This window comes from Clostridium punense, assembly GCF_017874425.1.
GTDB lineage: Bacteria > Bacillota > Clostridia > Clostridiales > Clostridiaceae > Clostridium_J > Clostridium_J punense.
In genome coordinates, this window is the sequence record NZ_JAGGLL010000003.1 from 1 (window position 1) to 12,623 (window position 12,623).

The window sequence follows — 12,623 nt, forward strand, 5'->3', positions numbered from 1 at the left end:
TAATCACATATTCATCTTAAACTACTTGTTTATAAATAATAAAATTCTATGAAAATAGAAGTAAATAAAAGATAAATTAAAATTATTGAGGTAGGGGGAAAGTAAAATGGCTGAATCAAATAACATTTTATCATGGACATTAATTTCAGAATGCCCAATTCCTAGTGATGCAAAGGATTTATTAGTGGAAGGTGAGGTAGCAATTGCTGCTTATAAAACATTCCGTGATAGCGCTATATTCACTAACAAGAGATTAATAGTAAGAGATTCACAGGGGATTACAGGGAAAAAAGTAGAGATATATTCACTACCATACTCATCAATAAACATGTGGTCTACAGAAAATGCGGGAAAATTATTTGATATGAATGCTGAAGTTGAACTTTGGACAAGGGCAGGACACATAAAAGTGAACTTAAACAAAGATGTGGATATACGTAAGTTTGATAAACTAATAGCAAGTGTTCTTTTAAAATAATTTGTAAAATTGGAAGTGTTCACATATTAGATAAATAATATAATATTCATAGGTTTTAAAGTAGCTATAAGTATGGTTATAAATACTCTTAGCTACTTTTTTAATACATAAATACAACATATAAAATAAAAATTGCTACTTCATAAATGCATAAAGTCTATTTTGTTTTCTCTTTCATATAAGTTACTTAAGATCATCTTATAATATAGAAGTAGAATTGAAGCTTATATAAAATTAAAGAAAAGTATTATTTACACTTCATTAGGTATCTGTGAAAAAGCGATAAGTCAGAGCTTTGAAAGATATTTTCAGTTCACAAGCAAGCTTGTGCTGACAAGTAACCTTTTGATCTAGTATAACTGAAATTAGAGGTACATGCTGACTAATTAATTTTTCCAAGATGCCTTATAATAAATCTAAAAATTAAAACAGAAATTGAGGTTTAGAAAAATTGATTAGTACCATAAGAAAATTTATAGCAAAGTGTTACTTTTATAAAAGCAATAAGGTCTTTATAGATATAGGGTATTTGGAGAAAACATATTAGGGGGAAGAGTTTTTGGATACAGATTATTTGTTGGTAGAGAGAGTTATAAAAGGTGATGCGAAAGCATATGAAACTCTTATTTTGAAATATCAAGACATTATCTACGGCTTTTTATATAAAAACACCTTGGATAAAGAGGATAGTGAAGATATTATGCAGGAAGCCTTTTTAAAGGCTTATAAAAATTTATATAAACTTGAGGATAAGTCTAATTTTTATCATTGGTTATTCAAAATTACAATTAATACAATGAACACTCATTTAAAAAAGAGGAAAAAATCCACTATGGAGTTTGATGAGTCTTTTGAAAACCTAAAAGCCGATGATAAATACAATCCTGAAAATATGCTGGAGTTGAAGGAAAAAGAGAAAGAACTACATAAAAAGTTGAGCATTCTCAAAGAGGATCAAAAGAATATTATTTTGCTTAAATTTGTACATGGATTCTCATACAAGGAAATAGGTGAGTTTCTTAAAATTAAAGAAGATACAGTTAAAATGAAAGCCTTTAGAGCAAAGAAAAAGTTATATATTTCAAGCGGAGAGGAATCAGAAGAAGGAGGTATCTTAAATGAAGTGTAATGAAGAAAACTTATATGATTATATTGAAAACAAACTGGATGATGAAAAACTAAAAATGGTAGAAGAGCATATTAGAGTTTGTAAAAAATGCACAGAAGTTTTAAATACCTTTAAACTTATGGAATCTATTGGTGAAACTCCATTTCATGCATCGTCAGCATTTACAACTACTGTGATGAGTAAAATAGACAAAGATTTATATTCAAGAAAAAGGTACTTTTACCTAAATAAAATAATTGAAAATAAAAGGAAGATTGTAAAGTATACAGCAGTGGCAGTGCTGGCTTTTGCAGTAATAAGTATACCTATGTTTAGTGAAAAGTTTAATTTAGTAGGTAATTTAAAAAATAATAATTTAGTTAAAGTACAAGAGGACAATGTTAAGATAGATGATATAGATGAAAAATCTAAAAATATTCTTCTTAAGTATAATTATCATATAGAGGAGAAGATTAGTGAAAAGCAAATTGTATTAAATGAATCCTTTGGGTCAAATTTAGAAACAGAAGCATCTAAGGAGATAGGCCTTGATTTATCACAATATAAACGTAAAGAAGTTAAGCAAGTAACTTATACCTTAAAGGAAAAAACAAAGGATAACTTCAATGGAAGCATAAGTGCTATTTTATATTATAATGATAAAAACGAATTAATAGGGGGCTTCTTGTCCTATGATGGGTATACTCCAGGAATATTCCCAATAAACAGTAGAAGTGAGGTTATACCTGAAGGTTTTGAGCCACAGACCTTTAAGTTTGAAAGTGTGGAAAGCATTGAACTTATTAAATTTGAATATTCAAATGGGGAAAACTTAGGTGTAGAAAAAAGAAGTACAATTACCAGGAATTTAGAGAAGTTTTTAGCTGCATTAGAAACTTCTAAGCCAATTAATAAAGAGTTTAATGGAAAGAAATCTGTAGAAAATCAATACATGATATGCATTAATTATAAAGATAAGGCTGTGTTGAGATTATATTATTATAAGGATATAAATAAAATAGATATTACTGGATTAAATGACTGGCATTATGAAACAACAGATGAGCTTAGAGCATTGGTTGAAGCAGGGGGTTTGACAAAGGAAACAACAGCAGTTTCCAAAAAGGATTTACGTAATAAAATTACCAATAGTGTAGACTATTTCTCAAGTGCTCAAGGAATCTTTAGATTGTATGAGAAAAGATTAAATAGTGATGTTACAGTAGACTATAAAGTTAAACTTAAAGATATTCCATCAAGCTATGAAAAAGAAACTTCAAAGGATGGCACCATAGTTGAAGCAACTCTTAATGAAAACAAGAAGACTATATTTGACAACAATTCAAAAACCTTTAGAGTTGGAGATGTATCAGTATCTAAAGGAGGTACCGCAAGGAATGATATAGAAGCAACTCTTAATGAAGACAAGAGAAGTATATTTGACAAAAATACAAAAACCTTTAGAGTTGAAGATGTATCAGTATCTAAAAGAGATACCACAAGGGATAATATAGAGAATAGATACGGTACTGCATCAGATGGTAGTAGTGTAGGCTATCTAAGACGTGACCCTTTATTTTTACTTTACGCAAATGAAAGTTTGTTTAATCAAAACTTGGCAGTTGGAATTTTAAAAGATGAATCAAAGTGGTCTATATCTGCTATAGAAAAGTATTTGGATCTAGATGCAGCGATAATTGAGGGTACCCTTGATAATTACTATTCAGTTAAATTTGCATCAACAAAATATAAGATTTGGGTAGAAAAAAACACTGGCATAGTATTAAAGACTGAATGGTATGATGAAAATGGAGTCATAACAAAAAAGTTAGAAACCACTTCCATAAAATTAAATATACCAATAGATGATAAAGAAATGAAAAAAGACATAACAGGTTATACTGAAAGTAATTAAAAATAGCATTATATAAAATATAACAAGGATATTACATTGCCTTTAAGATAGATTGCCTAAAACTTATCTTACAACCTAGAAATAATATTGCACTTACATGCTAAAATATGGCTGTTATGTAGCAAATAAATGATTACAGAGTAAGAGTACTTAAAGTATAATAGAAATAAATACTTAGAATGTAACAGTTAATATTTAGCTTAGAAATTTGGAGGTCACACTTACAATAAAAGTGACCATTGTAGAGAGAGCGAGGCGAATTATTATGTGGCAATGTCCAAAATGCGGACGTAATTTTAAAAATACAGACCAAGACCACTTCTGCGGCGAGCCGCCAAAAACCATTGATGACTATATTGAAGCACAATTGGAAGAGGTTAAACCGTTGTTAAATCAAGTGAGAGATACACTTCGCACCGCACTTCCACATGCACAAGAGCGTATCTCATGGAGTATGCCAACTTATTGGAATAAACAAAATATAATTCACTTTGCAGCATTCAAAAATCACATTGGGTTGTACCCTGGACCTGAGGTTGTAGAGCATTTCACTGAAAGACTAAGGGAGTACAAGACAAGCAAAGGCGCAGTGCAGTTTCCGTATAGCAAGCCATTACCACTGTCACTTATTGAAGAAATAGCAAAATGGTGTTACAATACTAGGAACCATCACTAATAAGGAAAGGGTATGCATAATTTGCATACCCTTTCTTATATGGTAAAAAGTGAGATTGAATTAAGGCTACTTTTCTGTTTCTAATGGGAATTGAAGCTATTATTTATTATTTTTTACTTTTTCAAGTTCATCTCCAAGAAATTTTGCAATAGCTCCCATTCCTGAAACACCAGCTTTACTTTCTGCTTCATTGTTATAGTTTGTGTTTGTATTTACATCATATGTGTAAATAACACCTTTTTTGTCAGTAATCATTTCAATACCTGCAATTTCAATGCCATTAGCAGCTAGGAACTTTTCATATTTTTCAAATATAGGGTTACTAAAGCCTTCTAGTACTGTAAACTTAGAAGTTTTAGTCTCTCCAACTGGGCAGAAAGCATCAGAAATTTGGCAAGCATCTGCAGGACAGAGTTGGAAGCCTTCAGAAGTGTTAACTTGTACAGAATAGTAGTACTTTCCGCCAATAAACTCATTTCTAACAATATATGGGTTAGGAGATTCGATATATTGTTGAATTAAAGTTATTCCATCTACAGGCTCTTCAAAATCAGGTCCATAAACATAACTTTCTAGAGCTTCAATATTTGAGAATTTTTGAACTCCAAGACCCTTCCCAGCTCTGTTATGCTTTGTTATGAAAGCACCTTCAAACTCTTTTGCAGCTTTAATTATTTCTTCTTTTCCAATAGCAGCAATAGTTTTAGGAGTGCGAACTCCAAAGGCTTCTAGAGAAACCTGTTGAGCTACCTTGCTTACTTCAAGCCTAAGGGCGTTGCTGTTGTTTACAACTCGTCTTCCATGAGCTTCAAGCCAAGCAAGTACAGCTGCTGTATATTCTGCAGCATAACGATGGTCTCTTGTGTGAGAGGAAGCACTCATTCTATTATAGAAAACTCCCTCAGGAGGTGTTTTAGTTAAATCAAGAGTTCCTTTTGATAAAAACCATTCTTCATAAGGTAGGTTTAAAGCCTCAAATTCCTTTCTAAGTGGTAATACCCATTCCTCATTTTCGTGTATAACGTATATCTTTTCCATTGTTTATCAATCCTTTCTTTATATTAAGCTGCATGCAGCTCTTGTTTTTTAGTATTATTTTTATCATTGAATCCATCTACATCTAGTTCATTTTCTGTGCTAGCAACTAGAATTGAAGCTACAGCAGCACCAGTAACATTTGTCATAGTTCTAATCATATCCACTACAACATCTATCCCAAGAATCATAGCAAGTCCTTCAACTGGAAGACCTAAGCTAGAAAGCACTACTGTTGCTGATATGGTAGCTGCTCCAGGTACCCCTGCAATTCCAATAGAACTTATAGCGGCTGTTACAAAAAGCAATACATAGTGAGTAAGGGTAAGTTCAATGTTAAATATTCTTGCAACGAATATTGCCACAAGGGTAGGGTAAACACCGCCGCCACCATTCATTCCTATAGATGCTCCAAGTGAGGCAGTGAAGCTAGCAATTCTATCTGAGATTTTAACATTCTCAGTCAATACCCTGATAGTTATAGGAAGAGTTCCATAACTACTTCTAGTTGTAAAAGCTATAATCAAGGCTTCAGAGATTTTTTTGAAAAATTTTATTGGGTTTACTTTTGCAATAACTGCAATCAAACTTCCATGTACTAGTGCAATGTGAATTAGACAACTTAAATACATAGCAATTATAAATTTAGCTAAAGGTAATAATGAAGTTACACCATATTTAGCTGCTACTGGAACCATTAAACCATACACGCCATAAGGTGTTAACTCAATTATAGTTCTTGTTAAAGTAAACATTATTTTTGAGAAAGAACTTATAAGATCTTTAACTGGTTTAACCTTTTCAGGTTTTTTACTACCTTCAACATTGATTGCTACTGCTATAAACATTGAGAATATAATTACTGGGATCATCTTTGCATTAGCCATATCATTTATAGGATTAGCAGGAATCATATCAATTAATACAGCAGAAAACTTTGGTATTTCTTTAGCTTTAAAAGCAGCATCTTTTACAAATTCAATACCAGAGCCTAAATCCATTACTTTACCAACAAGTAAACCTATTGCAGTAGCTAAAACTGTGGTAGTTATCAAAAATCCAATGGATTTTAAGCTTATACTTTTTAGTTTACTTGTATTGTCTAAAGTAGTTATGCTTGAAATTAAAGATGACATAACTAGTGGGATAACAAGCATCTTAATCAAATTAACGTAGATTGTACCAACAGGCTCAATTATTAAAGCATTGCTTTTAAGTAATGCCCCTACGGACACCCCGAAAAACATAGCAGTAAAAACTCTAACACCCAAAGAGATTTTTTTAGTTTTCATAAAGAATAAAATTCCCACGACTAAAACTGAAATTAATAAAGTTACATATTGCAAATTCATTTTAAACCCTCCAAATTCGTAATTTTAATTTTAAATCTAATATATTTCCTTAAAAGGGCCCTATTTAAGGAAATCAAAAAACCTCCCACCTCTGAAAAAAATTCAGAGGCAGAAGGTTAAATTCCGCGGTTCCACTCTAATTAGACATAAAAATGCCCATCTTTCTCAGGTACTTGCATACCCTATCTCTATAACGGGAGAAACCCGGATAAGCCTACTAAATTTCGGTTATCTGCTCACAGGGGCACTTCAACTACATTCTATCATGGAGTTCTTTCAGCATTTGAACTCTTCTCTGTCTGTTTCATGTAATTTACTTTTCCTGATCTAAGCATTTATTAAGGTTGTAGCATGATATTTAGAATAATAACTTTTGAAGCAGATTTGCACCTACACCAAAAGAATTTTTCTAAGTTAAGCAATGCCACATATATAAGTTAGAATAATTAAAGATTGAAAATCTTGTAAATCATACTAAAACTATCTGAATTGATTATAGATGAGAATAAAACAAAAAACAAGAGGTTTTTATTAAATAATTTAGCATAATGAAGTGTTAAAAATTGACATGAGTATATTTGGCATATTTTATTAAATATTAGTTCTGTATAAAAGAGGATATAATTCAAGTTTGCGCATAATTGGGCAGTGCCTACAGAACCCAGTGGCTATAAGTTTGAATATCTCCTATTTAATATATTTGAGAAGTTAAATGATATGGCAGCTTTAGAAGTGGAAAGAGAAGAAGAATTTGCTCCAGTAAAAAATAAAGAGGGAGAAGATAGTCCTGAAACAGCAAAGGAATTGATTTTAAATTTGCATAAGAAATGGCTTACTAATGCAGGGTTTGATAAGACGACGGTAGAAAAAAATCAAATAGAAGTTTCTCCTTTAGCATCATATTACGGAGATAATTTAAGTGGTAAAAATATTAACGAAATCTAAAGGCTAGTTTTACTTATTATTAGATTTATAGAGAAGCAACTTAAGTAATAGATATTTATTACTTAAGTTGTTTCTTATTTTCTCAGTATAAATACGTGCATTTCTTAGTGCTTTTTAGGGTATATAATTAGGGCTAATTCAAGTAAAATCCCTTGGAATCCTCATAAACACTATATTGTTATTTTTTTTATTGTTAACAATACTTATTCTTATTTATATATTTAAAAAGTTATACATGGTAGCGTATCCAGTGATGAAGGATACTGTTTTTACTTTGATGAAGTATTAGCTCAAATGACTTTGATTTAATGATTATGTAAGTAAATAAAGAATATAGGTATATTATTACAGTAATTATATGGTAAAATAAAATTAATTATTTTAAGAGGAGGATTGTAAGTGGATTTATTACATTTATTAGATTTGTTTTTTAATCATTCATTGATTGGATTATTGTTATTAATTTTTGGTGTAGTATATAAAATTTTTCCACCGAAGAATATAAATGTGTTTTATGGCTTTAGGACTGAAAGATCAGAAAAAAGTAAGGAAGTATGGGACAAATCAAATATCTACTGCGCAAAAAAGATTATAGAAGTAGGAATGTTTTTAACTATTTTAGGCGCTATTAATTTAATAGTACTTCCTAAAATGTACTCATTATTTTCAATCATCGCTGCGGGTTCGCTACTAATATGGGTAATAGTAAAAACAGATAAATTTATAAGTTAAAAACAAGCATCCTCTTAATTAAAATTATATATATTGAATAGCACGTAACTTTTTTTTATTAAGTCAAGTTATAAATTATTAATTATTATGAACAAGAAGTATAAAAAGGAGAAATTTGAAATGGAGTTTTTGATAAACAAATTGAAATGTGAAGATATTTCTAATAGGGTATATATTGTTGGAGTTGATGGCTTAGGAGGAGCAGGTAAAAGTACACTTGTTAATTCATTGAAACTACAATTGCAGAATGAAAACTATAATTCTTATGTGTTACATATTGATGATTTTATTTACCCAAAACATATTAGATATGATTTGACTAAAGAAGAATGGCATTGCTATTATAATGTACAATGGAGATATGATTACTTGGTGAAAGAAATTTTGTTTCCTATAAAAAGTGGTGAAATAATTGATAAACAAATAGAAATATATAACAGGGATAATGATGAATATTTTACTCAAAGAGTTAATTTAGTTCATGGCTCTGTATTAATATTAGAAGGAATATTTTTGCAAAGAAAAGAACTAAAAGACTATTTAGATTTTATAATTTACCTTGATGTACCTCAGGAAGTCAGGTTAAGTAGAGTTTTAGCAAGGGATGGATATATAGGTGGATTGGAAGATATAAAATGTAAATATGAAAAACGATATTTCCCAGCAGAAGAAAAGTATATCCTAGAATATTCCCCCATTGAAACTGCAGATTTTGTATTAAAGAATAGTTAAATTAAAATTTGAGCATTATTTTTTTAGAAAACCAAGTATACTCTAATAGTATTTGATAAAGTTTTACTGCTTTTCAATTTGAGAGTTCGTAAAGAATACTAAATGAAGCAAAGGAATTTATTGAATAAATTGCAATTTATACAATTAAAGCAATAATCCCAACGGGAGAAAACTCCAAAATAAAGCCCTAAGTAAAAATACTTAGGGTTATGTTAATTTGTAATATTTTCTTTTAATAGATTCCCTAAGTCTTGTGTAAAATTATTAGGATAGTCATATATTTTTCCTTCCCAGGTTCTAATCTTAACATAATTCTTACCTCTAGATATGATGTATTGAGGTAAAATTGGAGTTTTTCCATCTCCATTTGGAGCGTTAACAATGTAAGTTGGAATTGCCATTCCAGAGGTATAACCCCTTAGGTATTCCATTATTTCAATACCATCATCTATAGATGTATTAAAGTGTGTGGTTCCAACTACACTTTTAGCATGGAATATATAGTAAGGCCTAACTCTACATTTTAAAAGTTGCTGATTTAGAAGGCGCATTACAAACTTATCATTATTTATTCCATTTAATAGTACTGCTTGATTTCCTAGAGGAATTCCTATATTAGATAATTTATCACAGGCTTCTTTTGTTTCTTTTGTGATTTCTAAAGGGTGGTTAAAATGGGTATTTATATAAATAGGTGAATACTTTTTAAGAATATTAAGTAAATTTTCAGTAATTCTTTGGGGTAAGTTTACAAGGGTACGAGTACCAAGTCTAATATAATCTACTGTTGGGATATTATATATTTCTCCGAGCAGCCAATCTAGCGTATCATCAGACAACATAAGAGCATCGCCACCGGTGATTAATACGTCCCGTATTTCAGGGTTATTTCTTATATAGTCAATGGATTCTTGGAGAACTTCTTTAGTTTTATGGGTGTCTAAAGTGCCAATGTTTCTTCGTCTTTGGCAATGTCTGCAAAAAGAGGAGCATAAATTAGTAACATTAATAATTAGTCTATCAGGATACCTCCTTGTAATAGCACCTGCTGGATTTGTAAATTCTTCTCCCATGGGATCAATGGAGCCATGCTGGTTTAATTCTAAAATAGTGGGAATTGATTGAAGCCTTACAGGATTTAGCTTATTATCGTCCATTAAAGAAGCATAGTAAGGTGAGATTCCCCATCTGAATTTTTCTTGAACTTTTTTTATGCTTGTAATTTCAGAGTCATCCAGTTTTACAATTTGAGATAGTAAATCTATATCTTGAATTCTATTTCTTATATGCCATTGCCAATCATTCCAATCAGCTTCTGTACCCTTAAGTAAGGATAATATTTTTTGCTTTTTTTCCTCAATTTTAGCTTCTACAGTATTGGATAACCCGTTAGGTATAGTATCCTTAATCTTTGTATAATCCTCAATTTTTGATTTTAATTCTTCTGCGCGATTAAGTGCACACATAGTTTTGTTTTTATCTTTAGCCATAAGACCCTCCTTTATGTTTTTATTATATATGGAACCAAAGTAAAGACTTAACTTAGTATTCAAGCTACATTGATTCCCTTAAGGCTTTTTAAAGATGAACAAAATAAAGTTTCTCCATGAAAACTCATTAGAAAAGCAAGTTGACCTTTAAGTGTATTTTGATATATAAGGATAAGTTAACCTTAATACTACATATAGAGAGTCAAAGTGAAGATTTACCCCATATATGAGCCAACTTGTTTCCTTAAGACATTTGGAAATGAGTAAGCCAAGATTCCACTAAGAAATCCTATATGTGGTATATAAAAAGTTTCACAGTAAAAGTAATTTTAAGGAAAAGATGATATTAAATTACTTATTACATTATATAATAACATAATATTCGAAATATATAAATATTTTCGACAAATAAAATAATTCTTAGTTTTAAATCAAAAGTATGATGATATGGAACGAGTTTATAGTTAACCTGCATAGCCATTTCTGTAGCCTTTTTTATTTTCCACCCCTCATATACCTATATCATAGTAAGCAAAATGATTGGATTTTGTTCAAATTTATTTGATGTAAATGCTGAGATTGAATTTTGGACAATGACAGGCAATATAAAAGTGAATTTATACGAAAATATGGATATAAGAAAGTTCTATAATTATTAGCAAGTGCTATTCTTAAGTAATATTTAGAATAATAAGCATTGATTTATTAGGTAACTTATATATTATCCCAGTGTTAAAAAAGCAGCTAAAAGTATAGTTAAAAATACTTTTAGCTGCTTCTTATTCCATAAATCTAGTATATGATAAATTTGTTTTGAAAATTATTTATTAGTCTTTAATATATTGCCTATTACTTTAAAATTAAGCTTTTGTCCGTTATATAACACAAGGCCTTTATAAATTTTAGCTGCTAGCATTATGGTTAACAGACAGAAAATTAAAAGTAGGGCAGTTGATATAATCCCCATTGAAATACTCATGGTACCTGTAATAAGATCAGCTGGCACTATAAAAGGAGAAGTAAAGGGAATATATCTAGCTACGGAAAGTATACCTTCCTTACCAAGTATTGGGGCAATATAACAAACTAACCAGCTTATGATTATTGGCATCTGAAATACCGCTTGAGTAGAGGCTACATCCTCTGGTTTTGAAACCATGCAGCCAGCAACTGCAGCAATAATGCAGTAAAACAAGAATCCTAAACAGAAGAAGATTATTGCAAGGAGCACTGCTGGAAGAGTTAATGCTGTTTGTCCTAAGTTATCCTTAAGAAAGTTAATGATGGTAATTGCAGAATTCTCATAATTAGGATAAATATTTTGAGCAATTGCATTTCCACCATATAATCCTACAACACCTGCTGCAATCCAAGTTACAAATTGTCCCAATGCCATAGATGTAACAGCTAGCACCTTACCAGTTATCATAGCATAGGGGTGAACTGAGGTTAATAACACTTCCATGAGCTTGGAGGTCTTTTCTGTAGATACTGATTTGCTGATGGTCTGACCATAAAGTAGTAGCATAAAGTACATTACAAAGCTAAATACCATAGGTGCTGCTACTTTAATTACTTTAGTAACTACACTAGAATTTTCACCAATTTCTGAGAAGGATACTACAGTTGGCTTAAGCACACCAATAAGTTGCTCTGATGATAAACCTACCTGGAGGAGTTTATTTGTTTCAAAAGCAGAGGACATTGAATTTAGTAGTGATTCTGCTTGATTTTTTGATACCTTTGAATTTTCAGGTATAAGAGCTTTTAATTCATAGCCTAAGTCTTTCTTTGTAATAACTACAGCTATAGCCTCAGAAGACTTTTCACCTGCAGATTTTACAACTTCCTCACTAGATTTATCAATTACCTTTATATATTCAATTTCATTAAAGTCATTTTTGTTAGTCTGTGAGATTATAGCCTTGTAATTGGTTGGCTGTAATCCACTATTGTCTAATACATATACTGTTTTAATTGGAGAGGGTTCATTTTTATTTTCCTTATCAGGTTTAGCCACTACCAAATTCACCACTACCAATGCTCCTATTATAAGTAATGAAATTAAGGTAGTAACAAGCTTAAAGCTAATGCCCTTTGTAGCCTGTGAAAGGGTAAAGGCATATACTGAAGTCCATCCTCTAAAATTATCTTTCATCT

Annotated in this window: 11 protein-coding genes and 1 other annotated feature; of the genes, 7 read left to right on the forward strand and 4 right to left on the reverse strand. The window is 30.7% G+C overall.

What is annotated here, in order from left to right; all coding sequences use genetic code 11:
* The first annotated feature begins 106 nt into the window (after positions 1 to 106).
* The 4 genes from J2Z44_RS02200 to J2Z44_RS02215 all read left to right on the forward strand — a co-directional run bounded on the left by J2Z44_RS02200 (position 107) and on the right by J2Z44_RS02215 (position 4,177).
* Positions 107 to 478, forward strand: coding sequence for a PH domain-containing protein (locus J2Z44_RS02200; RefSeq protein ID WP_021283910.1), 372 nt, complete (start codon positions 107 to 109; stop codon positions 476 to 478).
* A 559-nt stretch (positions 479 to 1,037) separates the two neighbouring features.
* Positions 1,038 to 1,607, forward strand: coding sequence for an RNA polymerase sigma factor (locus J2Z44_RS02205; RefSeq protein WP_021283911.1), 570 nt, complete (start codon positions 1,038 to 1,040; stop codon positions 1,605 to 1,607).
* On the forward strand, positions 1,597 to 3,501 hold the full coding sequence (locus J2Z44_RS02210; RefSeq protein ID WP_021283912.1) for a DUF4830 domain-containing protein: 1,905 nt from the start codon (positions 1,597 to 1,599) through the stop codon (positions 3,499 to 3,501). The genes J2Z44_RS02205 and J2Z44_RS02210 overlap by 11 nt, the downstream gene beginning before the upstream one ends.
* Before the next feature lie 265 nt (positions 3,502 to 3,766).
* Positions 3,767 to 4,177: an iron chaperone gene (locus J2Z44_RS02215; RefSeq protein ID WP_031271591.1), complete on the forward strand. Its 411-nt coding sequence runs from the start codon at positions 3,767 to 3,769 to the stop codon at positions 4,175 to 4,177.
* 99 nt (positions 4,178 to 4,276) lie between these two features.
* Here J2Z44_RS02215 and J2Z44_RS02220 read toward each other — a convergent pair whose 3' ends face one another.
* Positions 4,277 to 5,215 carry an ATP-grasp domain-containing protein gene (locus tag J2Z44_RS02220; RefSeq protein ID WP_021283914.1) on the reverse strand — a complete coding sequence of 313 codons (939 nt, stop codon included), beginning with the start codon at positions 5,213 to 5,215 and terminating at the stop codon, positions 4,277 to 4,279.
* A gap of 23 nt (positions 5,216 to 5,238) precedes the next feature.
* The gene (locus J2Z44_RS02225) at positions 5,239 to 6,564 is read right to left on the reverse strand and encodes a dicarboxylate/amino acid:cation symporter (RefSeq protein WP_021283915.1); all 1,326 of its coding nucleotides are present in this window, start codon (positions 6,562 to 6,564) and stop codon (positions 5,239 to 5,241) included.
* Positions 6,565 to 6,665: 101 nt separating this feature from the next.
* Positions 6,666 to 6,903: a binding site (T-box leader), on the reverse strand.
* 378 nt (positions 6,904 to 7,281) lie between these two features.
* Here J2Z44_RS02225 and J2Z44_RS02230 point away from each other — a divergent pair.
* From J2Z44_RS02230 to J2Z44_RS02240, 3 genes are all read left to right on the forward strand, one after another.
* Positions 7,282 to 7,509, forward strand: coding sequence for a hypothetical protein (locus J2Z44_RS02230; RefSeq protein ID WP_152513263.1), 228 nt, complete (start codon positions 7,282 to 7,284; stop codon positions 7,507 to 7,509).
* A gap of 399 nt (positions 7,510 to 7,908) precedes the next feature.
* Positions 7,909 to 8,241, forward strand: a complete 333-nt coding sequence (locus tag J2Z44_RS02235; protein WP_021283917.1) for an SdpI family protein — start codon at positions 7,909 to 7,911, stop codon at positions 8,239 to 8,241.
* A 120-nt stretch (positions 8,242 to 8,361) separates the two neighbouring features.
* Entirely contained in the window at positions 8,362 to 8,973 is a 612-nt protein-coding gene (locus J2Z44_RS02240) for a nucleoside/nucleotide kinase family protein (protein ID WP_021283918.1), read from the forward strand.
* Between the two features lie 212 nt (positions 8,974 to 9,185).
* Here J2Z44_RS02240 and eam read toward each other — a convergent pair whose 3' ends face one another.
* Both eam and J2Z44_RS02250 read right to left on the reverse strand, forming a co-directional pair.
* On the reverse strand, positions 9,186 to 10,463 hold the full coding sequence (gene eam, locus J2Z44_RS02245; RefSeq protein WP_021283919.1) for a glutamate 2,3-aminomutase: 1,278 nt from the start codon (positions 10,461 to 10,463) through the stop codon (positions 9,186 to 9,188).
* Positions 10,464 to 11,283: 820 nt separating this feature from the next.
* Positions 11,284 to 12,621: an ABC transporter permease gene (locus J2Z44_RS02250; RefSeq protein WP_021283920.1), complete on the reverse strand. Its 1,338-nt coding sequence runs from the start codon at positions 12,619 to 12,621 to the stop codon at positions 11,284 to 11,286.
* Positions 12,622 to 12,623: the final 2 nt, after the last annotated feature.

What these genes read in the sequence shown, in the direction of transcription:
- J2Z44_RS02200 (WP_021283910.1), top strand. Translation starts at nt 107, where the DNA reads ATGGCTGAATCAAATAACATTTTATCATGGACATTAATTTCAGAATGC.
- J2Z44_RS02210 (WP_021283912.1), top strand. Translation starts at nt 1,597, where the DNA reads ATGAAGTGTAATGAAGAAAACTTATATGATTATATTGAAAACAAACTG.
- J2Z44_RS02215 (WP_031271591.1), top strand. Translation starts at nt 3,767, where the DNA reads ATGTGGCAATGTCCAAAATGCGGACGTAATTTTAAAAATACAGACCAA.
- J2Z44_RS02220 (WP_021283914.1), bottom strand. Translation starts at nt 5,215, where the DNA reads ATGGAAAAGATATACGTTATACACGAAAATGAGGAATGGGTATTACCA.
- J2Z44_RS02225 (WP_021283915.1), bottom strand. Translation starts at nt 6,564, where the DNA reads ATGAATTTGCAATATGTAACTTTATTAATTTCAGTTTTAGTCGTGGGA.
- J2Z44_RS02230 (WP_152513263.1), top strand. Translation starts at nt 7,282, where the DNA reads ATGGCAGCTTTAGAAGTGGAAAGAGAAGAAGAATTTGCTCCAGTAAAA.
- J2Z44_RS02240 (WP_021283918.1), top strand. Translation starts at nt 8,362, where the DNA reads ATGGAGTTTTTGATAAACAAATTGAAATGTGAAGATATTTCTAATAGG.
- eam (WP_021283919.1), bottom strand. Translation starts at nt 10,463, where the DNA reads ATGGCTAAAGATAAAAACAAAACTATGTGTGCACTTAATCGCGCAGAA.
- J2Z44_RS02250 (WP_021283920.1), bottom strand. Translation starts at nt 12,621, where the DNA reads ATGAAAGATAATTTTAGAGGATGGACTTCAGTATATGCCTTTACCCTT.